The organism is Pseudomonas antarctica (assembly GCF_001647715.1).
In the GTDB taxonomy this organism is placed as follows: domain Bacteria; phylum Pseudomonadota; class Gammaproteobacteria; order Pseudomonadales; family Pseudomonadaceae; genus Aquipseudomonas; species Aquipseudomonas antarctica_A.
This window is the reverse complement of record NZ_CP015600.1, coordinates 4,587,079-4,602,942: the sequence shown is the minus strand read 5'-3', so window position 1 is coordinate 4,602,942 and position 15,864 is coordinate 4,587,079. Positions and strand designations below refer to the sequence as shown.

The following is a 15,864-nucleotide window of genomic DNA, read 5'->3' as shown; positions in this document are numbered from 1 at the left end:
CTCCCACATTTGGTTTTGCGCTGTTTTTGAGGCCGGCTACTTAGCCGCCGACACCCGCCACACCTTATTTCCCACGTCATCCGCGACCAGCAAGTCGCCCTGCTGATCAATCACCACGCCCACCGGCCGGCCCATGGCTTTCTCGTCACTGTTGAGGAATCCGGTCAGCACATCCACGGGTTGCCCTTTGGGTTGCCCGCCCTCGAACGGTACGAAAATCACCTTGTAGCCACTGTGCGGCTTGCGGTTCCACGAGCCATGCTGGCCGATGAATGCGCCGTTGCTGAATTGCGCGGGGAGTTTGCTGCCTTCTGCGAACGTCAGCCCCAAGGACGCGGTGTGAGGCCCTACGGCATAGTCCGGTGCAATCGCCTTGGCGACCAGGTCGGGGTTTTGCGGTGAGACGCGTACGTCCACATGCTGGCCGTAGTAGCTGAAGGGCCAGCCGTAAAATGCGCCATCCTTGACCGAGGTAATGTAGTCGGGCACCAGGTCGCTGCCGATCTCGTCGCGCTCGTTAACCGCCGTCCACAGCTTGCCGCTCTGCGGTTCCCAGGCCATGCCGTTCGGGTTGCGCAGCCCGGAAGCAAAAATGCGGTGCTGGCCTGTGGAGCGGTCGACTTCCCAGATCGCCGCGCGACCTTCTTCTGCCTTCAGGCCGTTCTCGCCCACGTTGCTGTTGGAGCCGACACTCACGTACAGCTTGCGACCGTCCTTGCTGGCCACCACGTTTTTCGTCCAGTGGTGGTTGATACTGCCGCCCGGCAGGTCGACCACTGTGGTACCCGCTTGCTTGATCGAGGTTTCGCCTGGCTGATAGGGGAAGCGCAGCAGTTTGTCCGAATCGGCGACGTAAAGGTCGTTACCCACCAGCGTCATGCCGAACGGTGAATTGAGATTCTCCAGGAACACCGTGCGGGTCTCGGCGACGCCGTCGTGGTCGGCATCGCGCAGCAGCGTGATGCGATTCGGGCTTGGCACGCCTGCGCCTGCGCGGCCCATGACCTTCTCCATCACCCAGCCGCGAATACCCTTGGCATCATCCGGCTTGGGCGGGGCGTTGGTTTCCGCCACCAGCACATCGCCATTCGGCAAAACATACAGCCAGCGCGGGTGGTCCAGGCCTTCGGCAAACGCCGACACCTGAGTGCCGGCGGCGGCGGTTGGCTTCGCGCCGTCGGGCCAGCCGATGGCCGGGGCAATGTTTACGGTGGGGATCAGGGTTTTGTTCGGCTCCGGCAGTTTGGGCGAAGGCCCGGTGCCATCGGAGACCTTCAACGTGGAGCTTTCGCCGCAGGCGGCGAGGGTGCCTGCCAGCATGATCAGTAAGGCGAGTCTGGTTTTATGCATGGTTTTCTCCTTAATACCTGTAAGGGTAGAGGAGTGAGATAGTCCGATGGTTCAAGTGCAAGGCCAGCTTTAATTGACGCTCCACCCCCAACCCACTAACCTTCGCGGCTTGTTCCAGGTGCTCTGTGGCGGATACGCCGACAGAGTGAAACAGGGAAGCCGGTGAGTGAGCGCACTTGTACACAGTGCTGCCGCGATCCCGGCGCTGCCCCCGCAACGGTAAATGAGTCAAAACGGTGCCTTTTGCCACTGTATCCGCGTGATATGGGAAGGCGCGCCGTTGGCCTGCTCGCTCGATGAGCAAGAGCGCCACTTATGAGTCCGGAGACCGGCCTGGATCATCCAACAGCATCACGGTGGGCGATGCTTGGCTGTCTGTTTTTTCTTTTTCCTGCCCGCCGTTTTTGTCCAGCCCCAACGGAGAGCTGCCATGACTGATTCCCCCGACCGCGACGAACGCCACCTGGCGCGCATGCTGCGCAAAAAAGCCGTGATCGACGAGCGCATCGCCAATTCCCCGAACGAGTGCGGATTGCTGCTGGTACTGACCGGCAACGGTAAAGGCAAGAGCAGTTCGGCATTTGGCATGCTGGCCCGTGCCATGGGCCACGGCATGCAGTGCGGCGTGGTGCAGTTCATCAAGGGGCGCCACAGCACGGGCGAAGAATTGTTCTTCCGCCGTTTCCCAGAGCAAGTGCGCTTCCACGTGATGGGCGAAGGCTTTACCTGGGAAACCCAGGACCGCCAGCGCGACATCGCCGCCGCTGAAGCGGCCTGGGCGGTTTCCCGCGAATTGTTGCAAGACCCGTCCATTGGCCTGGTGGTGCTGGACGAACTGAACATCGCCCTCAAGCACGGTTACCTCGACCTGGATCAAGTGCTCAGCGACCTGCAAGCCCGCCCACCGAAGCAGCACGTAGTGGTCACCGGCCGTGGCGCCAAGCCTGAAATGGTCGAAATGGGCGACACCGTCACCGAAATGGGCATGCTCAAGCATGCGTTCCAGGCCGGTATCAAGGCACAGAAGGGCGTCGAACTTTGAATCAGCCCCGTCATTGCCCGGCCGTACTGATCGCCGCACCGGCGTCCGGCCAGGGCAAAACCACCGTGACCGCTGCGTTGGCGCGTTTGCACCGCAACCTGGGGCGCAAGGTGCGCGTGTTCAAATGCGGGCCGGACTTTCTCGACCCCATGATTCATGAGCGTGCCAGCGGTGCGCCTGTGTATCAGTTGGACATGTGGATGGTCGGCGAGCAGGAAAGTCGCCGCTTGCTGTGGGAAGCGGCGGGCGAGGCGGACCTGATCCTGATCGAAGGCGTGATGGGCCTGTTCGACGGCACGCCCTCCAGTGCCGACCTGGCGCGGCACTTCGGTGTGCCGGTGCTCGGTGTGATCGACGGCACCGCCATGGCCCAGACCTTCGGCGCCCTGGCCTTGGGGCTGGCGCGCTATCAGCCGGACTTGCCGTTCGCTGGCGTGTTGGCCAACCGCGTCGGCACCCTGCGCCATGCACAGTTACTGGAAGGCAGCCTCACCGAAGGCCTGCGCTGGTATGGCGCGTTGTCTCGCGAAACCGCAATTGAATTACCCAGTCGCCACTTGGGCCTGGTGCAAGCCAGCGAACTGAATGACCTCGATGTGCGCCTGGACGCCGCTGCCGAAGCCCTGGGCAGCAGTTGCGAAGTCGCGTTGCCGCCGCCGGTGACCTTCGCCGCCCCGCAAGTGATCGAGGCCGAACCGTTGCTCGCCGGCGTGCGCATTGCGGTGGCCCGCGACGAGGCCTTTGCCTTCACGTACGGCGCCAGCCTTGACCTGCTGCGGGCGATGGGCGCCGAATTGCGCTTCTTCTCGCCGATCCATGATCGCCAATTACCCGAAGCCAATAGCTTGTACCTGCCGGGCGGCTACCCGGAACTGCACCACCGGGCATTGTCTGAAAACACTTCGATGCTCGACGCTATTCGCGCCCATCACGCGGCGGGTAAACCGTTGCTCGCCGAATGTGGCGGCATGCTGTACCTGCTGGACTCGCTCACCGATGTCGATGGTACCCGTGCCGAACTGGTTGGCTTGCTGCAGGGGGATGCGGTGATGCAGAAGAAGCTCGCGGCCCTGGCCCTGCAAAGCGTCGAGTTGCCGGAAGGCGTACTGCGCGGTCACACCTATCACCACTCCCTGACCAGCACCGAGTGGCAGCCGATTGCCCGTGGCCTTAGCCCTAACGGCGGGCGCGGTGCCGAAGCGGTGTACCGCCAGGGGCGGATGACGGCTTCCTACGTGCACTTCTATTTCCCGTCCAACCCGACGGCAGTGGCCGCATTGTTTGCGCCGAGCCATCAGGCCGCTATCGCAGGCAAGCCAGCGCCCTCATCGACCGGGTTCACCGATCACAATGTGGAAGCGGCGGTGCGACGATTCGACTTGCTCGCGAAGAAGCCATGACCGACAACGCCTTTCCTGAAGCCGACCGCCAGGCCGTCTATCGCGCCATCGCCGAACGCCGCGACATGCGCCACTTTATCGGCGGCACGGTTGCCCCAGAACTGCTGCACCGCCTGCTCCAGGCTGCGCACCAGGCGCCCAGTGTCGGCTTGATGCAGCCCTGGCGGTTTATCCGTATCAGTGACCGCCGGTTGCGTGGGCAGATTCAACACCTGGTGGAAGAAGAGCGCGTGCGCACCGCCGAGGCGTTGGGCGAGCGTTCCGATGAGTTCATGAAACTCAAGGTCGAAGGCATCCATGACTGCGCCGAAGTGTTGGTGGCAGCGCTGATGGATGATCGCGAGCGCCACATTTTTGGCCGTCGCACCTTGCCGGAAATGGACATGGCATCGTTGTCCTGTGCGATCCAGAATCTCTGGCTGGCAGCCCGCGTCGAAGGCCTTGGCATGGGCTGGGTCTCGCTGTTCGAGCCGCAGGCCCTGGCCGACCTGCTGGGTTTGCCGGCCGGTGCGAAACCCTTGGCGGTGCTATGCCTGGGGCCGGTAGCCGGGTTCTATCCGGCACCGATGTTGCAGCTCGAAGGCTGGGCCGAACCACGGCCGCTGAGTGACATGTTGTATGAGAATGTGTGGGGAGTGAGTCAATGAGTGTGGCCTTGCTGTGTGTCGCTGCGGTGGCGCTGGATGCGCTGCTGGGCGAGCCCAGGCGCTGGCATCCGCTGGTGGCATTCGGCAATTTCGCCGGGCGCATCGAGCAACGTTTCAATACCGGAGGCCGTGGCTGGCGCAGCCACGGCGTGACCGCGTGGGTTATCGCGGTGGTGCCGCTGACCCTGATGGCCACTGCGTTGTCGTGGGCGCCTTATATCGGTTGGGTGCTGGAGATTTTAGCGCTGTACTGCGCGCTGGGTATGCGCAGCCTCGGTGAGCACGTGATCCCGGTGGCCCAGGCGTTGCGCAGTGATGACCTGGATGAAGCGCGCAAACGCGTGAGTTATCTGGTCAGCCGCCAGACCAGCGAGCTGGACCGCACCGAAGTCGCCCGCGCCGCCACGGAGTCGGTGCTGGAAAACGGCAGCGACGCGGTGTTTGCCGCGCTGTTCTGGTTTGTGGTCGCCGGTGTGCCGGGCGTGGTGCTGTATCGCTTGAGTAACACCCTCGACGCCATGTGGGGCTATCGCAACGAACGCTTTGAGCGTTTCGGCTGGGCGGCTGCCAAGATCGACGATGTACTCAACTACATCCCTGCGCGGCTGGTGGCTTTGACCTACGCCGTGCTGGGCAAAACCCGCCTGGCGCTTAAATGCTGGCGCACCCAGGGCCCAACCTGGGACAGCCCCAATGCCGGCCCGGTGATGGCGGCTGGCGCGGGCGCACTGGGTGTCGAACTGGGTGGCGCGGCGATTTATCACGGCGAGTTACATCAGCGCCCGTCATTGGGCGAAGGCCCGCCAGCCGATGCCGATTCTATTGATCGAGGCTGGCAACTGGTGCAGCGCGGCGTATGGTTATGGCTGCTGATCCTCTGCGCGGGGGCGCAATTTTATGCTTGAACACGGTGGTCGCCTGCGTAAGGCAGTGATTCAGTACGGAATCGCCGAGGCGGATTGGCTCGACCTGTCCAGCGGCCTGGCGCCCTGGCCCTGGCCGATCCCCGAGATCCCGTTGCGGGCCTGGGCGCGTTTGCCGGAAACCGATGACGGCTTGGAAAAGGCTGCCAGCGAGTATTACGGCGCCGCCCATGTGTTGCCGGTCGCGGGTTCCCAGGCAGCAATCCAATTGCTGCCGCGCTTGCGTCGCTCCGGCAAGGTCGGGGTGTTGTCGCCGTGTTATGCCGAGCACGCCGAAGCCTGGCGTCGCGCAGGTTACGTGGTGCGCGAAGTGCAGGAGCAGGAAGTCGACTTCTTTCTCGATGGCCTCGACGTGTTGGTGGTGGTCAATCCGAACAATCCCACCGGACTTAGCCTGACCCCGCAACGCCTGCTGGAGTGGCATGCGCGGCTGGCCCAGCGCGGCGGTTGGCTGGTAGTGGATGAAGCCTTTATGGACGTCACCCCGCAATTAAGCCTGGCCAGCCACGCCCATCAAGTCGGCCTGATTGTGTTGCGCTCGTTCGGTAAGTTCTTTGGTTTGGCCGGTGTTCGCTTGGGCTTTGTGTTGGCCGAACGCAAGTTGCTCAAGCTATTCGCCGAACAGCTCGGCCCATGGTCGGTCAGCGGGCCGACACGGGTGCTCGGCCAAGTATGCCTGCGCGATATGGCCGGGCACGCCCGCCAGCGTGAGCGCTGTATCGAAGCGGGCCAACGCTTGTTTGACCTGCTTGAGCGCCATGGCTTTCAACCCCACGGTGGCTGCGCCTTGTTCCAGTGGCTGATTACACCGCACGCCGAACACATGCACGAATTCATGGCTCAGCGCGGCATCCTGCTGCGCCTGTTTGTCCACGACAGCAGCCTGCGCTTCGGTTTGCCCGACACCGAGGCGCACTGGCTGCGACTCGATGAAGCCCTGGCCGCCTACAAGGAAGCCATATGAGTACGCTGATGGTGCAAGGCACCACCTCCGACGCGGGTAAAAGCACTCTGGTGACCGCGCTCTGCCGCTGGCTGATTCGCCAGGGCGTCGCGGTGGTGCCGTTCAAGCCACAGAACATGGCCCTCAACAGTGCCGTGACTGCCGAGGGCGGTGAGATCGGCCGAGCCCAGGCGGTGCAAGCCCAGGCGGCCAATCTCGCGCCTCACACCGATATGAATCCGGTGCTGCTCAAACCCAACAGTGACACCGGCTCGCAGGTGATCATCCATGGTCGAGCCGTGACCACCATGAACGCCGTGACCTATCACGACTATAAAGCCATCGCGATGCAAGCGGTGCTGGCCTCCCACGCGCGGTTGAGCGAGGCCTACCCGGTGGTGATGGTGGAAGGCGCGGGCTCCCCGGCGGAAATCAACCTGCGCGCCAATGACATCGCCAACATGGGTTTCGCCGAAGCGGTGGATTGCCCGGTGCTGTTGATTGCCGATATCAATCGTGGAGGCGTGTTTGCCCACCTGGTCGGCACGCTGGAGTTGCTTTCGCCCACGGAGCAAGCGCGGGTCAAGGGCTTCATCATCAACCGTTTTCGCGGCGATATCGCCTTGTTGCAACCCGGCCTGGATTGGCTGGAAGCCCGCACCGGCAAACCGGTGGTGGGCGTGTTGCCCTACGTGATGGACCTGCACCTGGAGGCCGAAGACGGCATCGACGCGCGTCAGATCGACAAGGCGGCGCAGGTGTTAAACGTGGTGGTGCCGGTGTTGCCGCGAATCAGCAATCACACCGATTTTGACCCGCTGCGCCTGCATCCTCAGGTAGATCTGCAATTCATCGGGCCGGGCCAGGCGATTCCGGCCGCCGACCTGATTATCCTGCCGGGTTCAAAAAGTGTGCGCAGCGATTTGGCGTACCTGCGCGCCAATGGCTGGGACACCGCTGTGGCTCGGCACTTGCGCTACGGCGGCAAGGTGCTGGGGATTTGCGGCGGGTTGCAGATGCTCGGCGAGCAGGTGCATGACCCGCTTGGGCTGGAAGGGCCGGCAGGGTCAAGCGAAGGCTTTGGGTTGCTGGCGTTCAGTACGACGCTTGCCGAAGAGAAACAGTTGCGCAATGTGCGTGGGCGCTTGTTGCTGGAGGACGCTCCGGTCAGTGGCTATGAGATCCACGCGGGTGTGACCTCCGGCGAAGCGCTGTCGAAAGCCGCCGTGCTGCTGGATGACGGCCGCAGTGACGGTGCCCAGAGTGAGGACGGCCAGATCTTCGGCACGTATTTGCATGGTCTGTTCGAGACCCCGGCCGCTTGCAGTGCCTTGTTGCGCTGGGCGGGGCTGCAGGATGTGCAGGAAGTCGATTACCACGCGCTGCGCGAGCGCGATATCGAGCGCTTGGCGGACCTGGTGGAGAACCATCTGGACACCGATTTATTGCGCACGTTATGTGGGGTTTAACGGTGTGCACGCCGTCCAAATGTGAGCGCGGGCCTGCATCAAAATATCCGCCGACCGAAAGAGGTGGTTTTCCATGCATCAGTTGATCCTCGGCGGCGCCCGTTCCGGCAAAAGCCGCCTTGCCGAAAAGCTCGCTGCTGACAGCGCGTTGCCTGTCATCTATATCGCCACCAGCCAACCGCTTGACGGTGAGATGAACGCGCGCGTCGCCCTTCATCGCCAGCGCCGTCCCGATCATTGGGGCCTGATTGAAGAGCCCATCGAACTGGCGCGCGTACTGCGTGAAAACGCGTCGTCCGATCGCTGCCTGCTGGTGGATTGCCTGACCCTGTGGCTTACCAACCTGTTGATGCTCGAAGACCCGGCACGCCTGGCGCTTGAGCGTGAATACCTGCTGCAAACCCTGGCCTCGCTGCCGGGTGAAATCATTTTTGTCAGCAACGAGACCGGTTTGGGTGTCGTGCCGCTGGGCGAATTGACTCGCCGCTATGTGGATGAAGCCGGTTGGCTGCATCAAGCCTTGGCCGAGCGGTGTCAGCGTGTTGTCCTGACGGTTGCCGGCCTGCCCCTGACTTTGAAAGGTACTGCGTTATGACTGACACCTGGTGGCTCAACCCCTGCAAGGCCATGGACGCTGCGGCGTACGAACACGCCCTGGCTCGCCAGCAGCAACTGACTAAGCCGGCCGGCTCGCTCGGCCAGTTGGAAGCCGTGGCGGTGCAATTGGCCGGCCTGCAAGGCCAGGTCAAACCGTCGGTGGAGCAGCTGTGGATCGCCATTTTTGCCGGCGACCATGGCGTCGTCGCTGAAGGCGTGTCGGCATTTCCCCAGGAGGTGACCGGGCAAATGCTGCATAACTTTGTGACGGGTGGCGCGGCTATCAGTGTGTTGGCGCGACAGCTGGACGCGCAGCTGGAAGTGGTCGACCTTGGCACCGTGACGCCGTCGCTGAGCTTGCCGGGTGTGCGCCACCTGAACATTGGCGCGGGCACGGCGAATTTCGTCAACGGCCCGGCGATGACTGAGGCGCAGGGGCGCCTGGCCTTGCAAGCCGGTCGAGACAGTGCGCGCCGTGCATTGCAAAGCGGCGCGCAGCTGTTTATCGGCGGCGAGATGGGGATCGGCAACACCACTGCCGCCAGTGCGTTGGCGTGTGCGTTGCTCGATTGCAAGGTGAGTGACCTGACTGGCCCGGGCACCGGCTTGAATGCCAAGGGCGTCAGCCACAAAGTGGCTGTCATCGAGCGCGCGCTGGCGCTGCATGCAGGGCAACGTGGCGACGCGCTGCAAACCTTGTTCAACCTCGGCGGTTTTGAAATCGCCGCGCTGGTCGGCGGCTATCTGGCCTGTGCCCAGGAAGGCATCGTGGTGCTGGTGGATGGGTTTATCTGCACCGTCGCCGCGCTGGTCGCCACACGCTTGAACCCGGCGTGCCGCGAATGGCTGGTGTTCGGCCATCGAGGTGCTGAGCCGGGTCATCGGCATGTGCTGCAAAGCCTCGACGCCGAACCGCTGCTGGAACTGGGGCTGCGCCTGGGCGAAGGCAGTGGTGCGGCGCTGGCGGTGCCGTTACTGCGCCTGGCGTGCGCGTTGCACGGGCAGATGGCGACGTTCGCAGAAGCGGCCGTGGCAGATCGCCCGGCATGACGTTGCACCTGGACCTGCTGCGTCACGGCGAAACCGAACTGGGCGGCGGCCTGCGCGGCAGCCTGGACGATGCGTTAACCGCCAAGGGCTGGGAGCAGATGCGCGCCGCCGTGGCGGAGCAGGGGCCGTGGGATCGCTTGATCAGCTCGCCGTTGCAACGTTGCGCGCTGTTCGCACGTGAGTTGGGCGCACGCCTCAATGTGCCGGTGAGCCTGGAAAAGGCTCTGCAGGAACTGCACTTCGGCGCCTGGGAAGGGCAAAGTGCAGCGGCGTTGATGGAAACCGACGCTGAAGGGTTGGGCTTGTTCTGGGCCGATCCCTACAGTTTCACGCCGCCTGATGGCGAGCCTGTCAGCGAGTTTTCCGAACGTGTTCTAGGCGCGGTCTCACGCTTGCATCAGGCTTATGCCGGTGAGCGCGTGTTGCTGATCAGCCACGGTGGCGTGATGCGCCTGCTGCTGGCTCGGGCGCGCGGTTTGCCGCGCGAGCAACTGTTGAATGTCGAGGTCGGTCACGGTGGGCTGTTCAGCCTGCAGGTCGCTGCCGATGGTGTGTTGAAGGAAGGAATCTGACGATGCTGCCGTTCTGGATCGCCCTGCAATTTCTCAGCAGTCTGCCGATTCGTTTGCCGGGCATGCCGCAGCCTCAGGAACTGGGGCGTTCGTTGCTTTTTTATCCGCTGGTGGGCGTGTTGTTCGGGGTGCTGTTGTGGGGCCTGAATGCCGTGTTGATGGGCGCGCCGCTGTTGCTGCATGCGGCACTGCTGTTGACGGCGTGGGTACTGCTCAGTGGCGGCCTGCACCTGGATGGCCTGGCGGACAGCGCCGATGCCTGGCTCGGAGGTTTCGGCGATCGCGAGCGCACGCTGAGCATCATGAAAGACCCCCGCAGCGGGCCAATTGCCGTGGTTACGTTGGGCTTGGTGTTGTTGCTCAAGTTCACGGCGCTGGTGGCCCTGATCGAGCAGCATAACGGCGCGGCGTTGATCCTCGCGCCGCTGATTGGGCGTGCTTCGATGTTGGCGCTGTTCCTCACTACGCGCTACGTGCGTGCAGGTGGTTTGGGCCAGGCATTGTCGGATCATTTACCAAGGATAGTCGGCCAACAGGTGCTGATCCTCAGCGGTCTGGCCTGCATCCTGATCGGCGGTTTCAGTGGCGGTATTGCCGTTTTGCTGGCTGCGCTTTGCTTTATCGGCCTGCGCCAGCTTATGGTCAATCGGCTCGGCGGCACCACTGGCGACACGGCGGGCGCGCTGTTGGAGCTTTTGGAAGTCGCGGTTTTGGTTGGCTTGGCGCTGTAACACTTTCTTGCATTTCCTCAATCCCGGGTATATACACGCTCTATGCTTGCCTCCCAATGCTTATGCACCAACCTGCGACGCGCCGCCCGTGGCGTCAGCAGGCATTACGACGGCGCTCTCGACGGCTTCGGGATCAACGTCGCCCAGTATTCCTTGCTGTGCAACTTGCAGCGCCTCGACCAACCGAGCATTTCCAGCCTGGCCGAAGCCATGGGGCTGGATCGCAGCACCTTGGGGCGTAACCTTCGGGTGCTGGAGGGAGAGGGGCTGGTGCTGTTGGTCGAGGGTGATGACCTGCGCAACCGCCTGGTGCTGCTGACGCAAGCCGGCGAAGAACGACTGGCTGCCGCCTTGCCGGCGTGGGAAGCGGCGCAGCAGAAGTTGATTGATCGGTTAGGTGTCGAAAAGCGCGAAACGTTGTTGGCCTTGCTGGATGAACTCGCCTGAGCGCGGGTTCTTTTTGACTACACGCGGGTATATACCCGCGAGCGGAGAATAAGAAATGACCTCGATGTGGCGCACCAGTGGTTGGGTTCTTTTGGGCAGTGCGCTGATCCTGGCGTTGTCCTTGGGCGTGCGGCATGGCTTTGGCCTGTTCCTGGCGCCGATGAGCAACGAATTCGGCTGGGGTCGTGAGACTTTTGCCTTCGCTATCGCCCTGCAGAACCTGATCTGGGGCCTGGCACAGCCGTTTACCGGCGCCTTGGCCGACCGTTTCGGCGCTACCAAAGCGGTGTTTGTCGGTGGCGTGCTGTACGCCGTGGGGCTGGTGCTGATGGGTATGTCCGATTCGGCGTGGTCGTTGTCGCTAAGTGCTGGCTTGCTGATCGGGATTGGCCTTTCGGGCACCTCGTTTTCGGTGATTCTCGGTGTGGTCGGCCGCGCCGTGCCGCCGGAAAAACGCAGCATGGCCATGGGTATCGCAAGCGCTGCAGGTTCCTTCGGTCAGTTCGCCATGGTGCCGGGCACCTTGGGGTTGATCGGCTGGCTGGGTTGGTCCGCCGCCTTGCTGGCGTTGGGCCTGATGGTGGCGTTGATCTTGCCGCTGGTGGCGATGCTCAAGGACAAGCCGCTGCCGGTGATGGCGGGTCAGCAAACCCTGCGCGAAGCATTGAAGGAGGCCTGTTCCCACTCTGGATTCTGGCTGCTGGCGTTCGGCTTTTTCGTCTGCGGTTTTCAGGTGGTGTTTATCGGTGTGCACCTGCCGGCGTATCTGGTCGACCAGCATTTGCCAGCGACGGTAGGCACTACAGTGCTGGCCTTGATCGGACTGTTTAACGTGTTCGGCACTTACACTGCCGGCTGGCTCGGCGGGCGCATGTCCAAGCCGCGCTTGCTGACCGGCCTGTACCTGTTGCGCGCGGTGGTGATCGTGTTGTTTCTGTGGGCGCCGGTCACTGAAGTCACGGCTTACCTGTTCGGCATGGCCATGGGCTTCCTCTGGCTGTCGACGGTGCCGCTGACCAACGGCACCGTCGCGACCTTGTTCGGTGTGCGAAACCTCTCGATGCTGGGCGGCATTGTGTTCCTGTTCCATCAGCTGGGCTCGTTCCTCGGCGGTTGGTTGGGCGGGGTGGTCTATGATCGAACCGGCAATTACGATTTGATCTGGCAGGTGGCGGTGCTGTTGAGCTTGCTCGCTGCGGCCCTCAACTGGCCGGTGCGCGAGCGACCAGTGGCGCGATTGCAGACGCAGATGGAGGCGGCATGAGTTTCAACAGGTACTGGCTTGGCGGGGCAGGGGCGGTGACGCTTCTGCTGCTTTTGGCGTGGTGGGGTTGGCAGCGCGGCGGGCTGGCGTTGATGCAACTGGGTATGTCGATCTGTTAAGTTCGTAATCTGGAAACTTTCAAGGACCACGACATGCAGATGCGCTGGCTTGCAGTACCCATCTTGATGGCGATTGGCAGTGTTGCCATGGCCGCCGATTGCCCACCGTTGCTGGCGGGCGAGTTGCCCAAGCTGCGGGCCAAGGAATCCATTGATTTGTGCCAGCGCTTCGCCGGCAAGCCCCTGGTGATCGTCAATACCGCCAGCTTCTGTGGGTTCGCGCCACAGTTTAAAGGCCTCGAAGCCTTGTACCAGCGCTATAAGGGCCAAGGGCTGGAAGTGATCGGCGTGCCGTCCGATGATTTCAAACAGGAAGCCAAGACAGGTGAGGAGACCGCCAAGGTCTGTTATGTGAATTACGGCGTGACCTTCACCATGACCGAGCCGCAAAAAGTCAAAGGGCCGGACGCGGTGCACCTGTTCAAGATTCTGGCGCAGCAGACCAGCGCGCCGAAGTGGAACTTCTATAAGTACGTGGTGGATCGCCAGGGCAAGGTGATTGCCAACTTCTCCAGTTTGACCAAACCCGACAGCCCGGATCTGATCAAGGCAGTGGAAGAGGCGTTGGCCTCCAAACCTTGATCGTCGGCCATTAAAAAGCCCCGCTTCCTTTGCAGGAACGCGGGGCTTTTTTTACGGCTTAAATCAGAACTTGTACGTCACGCCCAGGCCGAAGCCGTTGGCGCTGTTTTCGTACTTGGAAGCGTAGGTCTGACCCAGCGCGTTCTGCTTGTTCACCTTGACCGGCTCTTCCTTGAGGTAGGAATAAGCCAGGTCGACGGTCATGTTATCCATCACCGCGTAGCCCAAGCCGACACTGAAGATCGTCCGGTCACCGGTAGGAATACGCGGCGAGCGATCAGTGTTGTTGGTAGGCGACTGGTCGAAGGTCAGACCGGTACGCAGTACCACTTGTTTGGTGATCTGGTACGAGGTACCCAGGGCGTAGGCCCAGGTGTCGTGCCAGTTTTGCGGCTCTTGGATCTGACCGACGATCTGAGGTGCGAGTGCACCACCGGCTCGGGTCACGCCTTCGTTGTTGACGGTAATGTCTTTCAGGCGGCTCCAGCGCGTCCAGGTTGCACCGCCGTAGACCTTCCAGGCATCGCTCAGGTCTTGAGTGACCGAAGCATCCCAGGATTCAGGGGTGTCAACTTTCAGCGATGCATCGTAGCGGCCTGCACCCAGATAGGCAGCTGGAACGCCAGTGCCCGGGGTTACGTCGGTGTGGCCTTCGAGCTTGTATTTCACTTCCGAGTGATAAGTCAGGCCAACGCGGGTGGTGTCGGTGGCTTGCACCAGGATACCGGCGTTGAAGCCAAGGGCGGTATCGTCGCCTTTGACTTTGACTTTGCTGTCACCGGTGCCTGCCAGCCCAGGAAGCGGCAGCAAGCCCAGGTTTGGCTGCGACTCAAGGGTGCCGGAAATACGGTTGATGGTTGGACCAAAACCGATCGACACCTTGTCATTGAAGGCGTAGCTGACAGTCGGCTGGAAGGTAATGACCGCCACTTCACTTTTGCTGCCGAAAGCACGGCCCTGGAAGCCACGTTCGTAGTCAGTCTTCAGGCCGAACGGTGCGTAAACACCGAAGCCGATTGCCCACTGGTCGTTAAGTTTATTGGTGTAGAAGCCAAAAGGGACCGCGGTGAACGGGACCATGTCGCCTTTGTTACTGCCGCGCGAGCGACCGCTGGCGTCTTTGATGTCGGTTGTTGCATCGATCGCTGCAACACCACCAGTGATTTGCTGGCCTTCCAGGCGAGCCATACCGGCAGGGTTACCATAGACGGTGCTTGCGTTATCGGCAGAAGAAGAGCGGCCTGCGAAACCCGTACCCATGCCGGCGACGTCTTGTTCGTTCAGGGCAAAGCCGCTTGCGAACAGTTGGGAGGATGCCATGGTAACGGCGAGGCTAAGTGTGGTCTTGAGCATTACTTTTTTCATTATTAGAACTCCGTGGTGATCACCGCTGCGGAAAGTATCAACAATTTTAAGTTAGCGCTATAGGTTGTAACGTAGGAGATAGAGCGGTTTTGTAGGACAATCCGACCAAAATCAACGTTTTTAGCCGAATCTTGCAAAAAGCCTGATCAACAAGTGACGTGATTCTGGGGTGAAACACAGGTTTGCCAGGCTTGAGTGAAATCTCGCAGCCGGCCTTGAGGGTGAAATATTTCCTTCCAGATACGCGCCATGGCCAGTACGTCGCCCGGCTGTGGCAATGTGGTGCGATGCTGTTCTACCAGCAGCCAGGCGATGGCGGTGGCGTAACGCAGGTTCACCGTAAGCTCCAACTGGGGTGCACTCAGAAATGCATGCTGGCTGGCGAGGCCGCGCACCAGGCTGGCGCGCTCGGGGTCGCGAGCGAGGTATTCGTCCCAGAGGGCGCGGTGGCGAGGTTCGGTGATGCTGTACAGGCCGTGGCCGCGCCTGTCATGCAGGGCGGAGCCAAGTTCCGATTGGCTGGCGGCAATCCCCAGCAGCAGGGATTCGGCGGTCGGATGATGGCGGCCGAGGTAAATCAAGGTCGGCCTGATCACATAACGACACAATTCGCTGGCGGCGATACCCATACAGGCCTCAATCCATGAAAGTGGTCGACGAAACCTGAGAGGGGGAGCTTGGCAGCGGTGAATCGGACTCAGGCTCGTCGCAAGCGGATCATGCCGCTTGAGTTGAAGTGTAGTGTCATATTCACGATGTAAAGGACTGTTTTTAAAACATCTTCTTCATTTAGTTATAACGTTTATATCTATTCGTACTTAGTCAAAACGCCCGGACTTAAAAGCCAGGCAATAAAAAACCCTGCTTTTTAAACAGGGTTTTTGTATTTCAGCGACTCGGGTCGATCAGGCAACCAGTGCCTGACGGGTACGCTCGATCACAGCCTGCAGCGGTTCAGCGCTGGAGTATTGATCGGGGTACAGGCGTTCGCTGTGACGAGCGATGCCGTGTTCGTTGACCAGGGTGAAGCTGAAGCAGCCTTTGCGAGCGGCCATGATCAGGCAGTTCATTGGTGCAAAAGCGTTAGTGAGGGTGCGGATGGCATCCTGAGTGTGGATTTGAGTGGACATATTATTGGTGTTCCTACAAATGACACGGATAAGAACCGTGCAACGTTAAAACGTTCCAGTAACGTCGATCACCATTGATCGAACGAAGAACCCGACTGGAACAAAGCAGCCAGTTTGAAGCGCTAATAAGTTAGGCGCGCTTGGGCTGGCAGGTAGGTACTTAGGAGGGCAGGCAACACAACAAGGGCAAAGGTTCTGGGCCCGGGGTGAAGATCCTGATCAATTTGCAGGTT

Annotated in this window: 18 protein-coding genes and 1 riboswitch; of the genes, 14 read left to right on the top strand and 4 right to left on the bottom strand. The window is 61.4% G+C overall.

Translation table 11 applies throughout. From position 1 onward, the window contains the following. Window positions 1–36: 36 nt before the first annotated feature. Window positions 37–1,350, bottom strand: a complete 1,314-nt coding sequence (locus tag A7J50_RS20835) for a PQQ-dependent sugar dehydrogenase (RefSeq protein WP_064453504.1) — start codon at window positions 1,348–1,350, stop codon at window positions 37–39. 99 nt (window positions 1,351–1,449) lie between these two features. Next, window positions 1,450–1,702: riboswitch (cobalamin riboswitch) on the top strand. A 78-nt stretch (window positions 1,703–1,780) separates the two neighbouring features. Here A7J50_RS20835 and cobO point away from each other — a divergent pair. From cobO to A7J50_RS20770, 14 genes are all read left to right on the top strand, one after another. Continuing rightward, window positions 1,781–2,392 carry a cob(I)yrinic acid a,c-diamide adenosyltransferase gene (gene cobO / locus A7J50_RS20830; RefSeq protein WP_064453503.1) on the top strand — a complete coding sequence of 204 codons (612 nt, stop codon included), beginning with the start codon at window positions 1,781–1,783 and terminating at the stop codon, window positions 2,390–2,392. Next, entirely contained in the window at window positions 2,389–3,792 is a 1,404-nt protein-coding gene (locus A7J50_RS20825; RefSeq protein WP_064453502.1) for a cobyrinate a,c-diamide synthase, read from the top strand. The genes cobO and A7J50_RS20825 overlap by 4 nt, the downstream gene beginning before the upstream one ends. Beyond that, window positions 3,789–4,439, top strand: a complete 651-nt coding sequence (bluB, locus tag A7J50_RS20820) for a 5,6-dimethylbenzimidazole synthase (protein WP_064453501.1) — start codon at window positions 3,789–3,791, stop codon at window positions 4,437–4,439. The genes A7J50_RS20825 and bluB overlap by 4 nt, the downstream gene beginning before the upstream one ends. Further along, window positions 4,436–5,344 carry an adenosylcobinamide-phosphate synthase CbiB gene (gene cbiB, locus A7J50_RS20815; RefSeq protein ID WP_064453500.1) on the top strand — a complete coding sequence of 303 codons (909 nt, stop codon included), beginning with the start codon at window positions 4,436–4,438 and terminating at the stop codon, window positions 5,342–5,344. Before bluB ends, cbiB begins: the two co-directional genes overlap by 4 nt. Next, complete coding sequence (gene cobD / locus A7J50_RS20810) at window positions 5,337–6,326, top strand: threonine-phosphate decarboxylase CobD (RefSeq protein ID WP_064453499.1); 990 nt, start codon at window positions 5,337–5,339, stop codon at window positions 6,324–6,326. Before cbiB ends, cobD begins: the two co-directional genes overlap by 8 nt. Next, window positions 6,323–7,774 (top strand): cobyric acid synthase, encoded by a 1,452-nt coding sequence (locus tag A7J50_RS20805; RefSeq protein ID WP_064453498.1) that lies wholly within the window; start codon window positions 6,323–6,325, stop codon window positions 7,772–7,774. The genes cobD and A7J50_RS20805 overlap by 4 nt, the downstream gene beginning before the upstream one ends. 73 nt (window positions 7,775–7,847) lie before the next feature. Next, window positions 7,848–8,369 carry a bifunctional adenosylcobinamide kinase/adenosylcobinamide-phosphate guanylyltransferase gene (gene cobU / locus A7J50_RS20800; protein ID WP_064453497.1) on the top strand — a complete coding sequence of 174 codons (522 nt, stop codon included), beginning with the start codon at window positions 7,848–7,850 and terminating at the stop codon, window positions 8,367–8,369. Beyond that, the gene (gene cobT, locus A7J50_RS20795) at window positions 8,366–9,421 is read left to right on the top strand and encodes a nicotinate-nucleotide--dimethylbenzimidazole phosphoribosyltransferase (RefSeq protein WP_064453496.1); all 1,056 of its coding nucleotides are present in this window, start codon (window positions 8,366–8,368) and stop codon (window positions 9,419–9,421) included. The genes cobU and cobT overlap by 4 nt, the downstream gene beginning before the upstream one ends. Further along, window positions 9,418–9,993: an alpha-ribazole phosphatase family protein gene (gene cobC / locus A7J50_RS20790; protein WP_064453495.1), complete on the top strand. Its 576-nt coding sequence runs from the start codon at window positions 9,418–9,420 to the stop codon at window positions 9,991–9,993. The genes cobT and cobC overlap by 4 nt, the downstream gene beginning before the upstream one ends. Window positions 9,994–9,995: 2 nt before the next feature. After that, window positions 9,996–10,724 (top strand): adenosylcobinamide-GDP ribazoletransferase, encoded by a 729-nt coding sequence (locus A7J50_RS20785; RefSeq protein WP_064453494.1) that lies wholly within the window; start codon window positions 9,996–9,998, stop codon window positions 10,722–10,724. Window positions 10,725–10,766: 42 nt separating this feature from the next. Then, window positions 10,767–11,171, top strand: coding sequence for a MarR family winged helix-turn-helix transcriptional regulator (locus A7J50_RS20780; RefSeq protein WP_064453493.1), 405 nt, complete (start codon window positions 10,767–10,769; stop codon window positions 11,169–11,171). 55 nt (window positions 11,172–11,226) lie between these two features. Then, on the top strand, window positions 11,227–12,435 hold the full coding sequence (locus tag A7J50_RS20775) for an MFS transporter (RefSeq protein ID WP_064453492.1): 1,209 nt from the start codon (window positions 11,227–11,229) through the stop codon (window positions 12,433–12,435). Beyond that, on the top strand, window positions 12,432–12,554 hold the full coding sequence (locus A7J50_RS32105) for a hypothetical protein (RefSeq protein WP_257784281.1): 123 nt from the start codon (window positions 12,432–12,434) through the stop codon (window positions 12,552–12,554). Before A7J50_RS20775 ends, A7J50_RS32105 begins: the two co-directional genes overlap by 4 nt. 33 nt (window positions 12,555–12,587) lie before the next feature. Then, window positions 12,588–13,136, top strand: coding sequence for a glutathione peroxidase (locus tag A7J50_RS20770; protein ID WP_064453491.1), 549 nt, complete (start codon window positions 12,588–12,590; stop codon window positions 13,134–13,136). A gap of 63 nt (window positions 13,137–13,199) precedes the next feature. Here A7J50_RS20770 and A7J50_RS20765 read toward each other — a convergent pair whose 3' ends face one another. From A7J50_RS20765 to A7J50_RS20755, 3 genes are all read right to left on the bottom strand, one after another. Next, on the bottom strand, window positions 13,200–14,501 hold the full coding sequence (locus A7J50_RS20765) for an OmpP1/FadL family transporter (protein WP_064453490.1): 1,302 nt from the start codon (window positions 14,499–14,501) through the stop codon (window positions 13,200–13,202). Window positions 14,502–14,647: 146 nt separating this feature from the next. Continuing rightward, the gene (locus tag A7J50_RS20760; RefSeq protein WP_064453489.1) at window positions 14,648–15,130 is read right to left on the bottom strand and encodes a hypothetical protein; all 483 of its coding nucleotides are present in this window, start codon (window positions 15,128–15,130) and stop codon (window positions 14,648–14,650) included. Between the two features lie 276 nt (window positions 15,131–15,406). After that, the gene (locus A7J50_RS20755) at window positions 15,407–15,631 is read right to left on the bottom strand and encodes a hypothetical protein (RefSeq protein WP_007898912.1); all 225 of its coding nucleotides are present in this window, start codon (window positions 15,629–15,631) and stop codon (window positions 15,407–15,409) included. Window positions 15,632–15,864 lie beyond the last annotated feature (233 nt).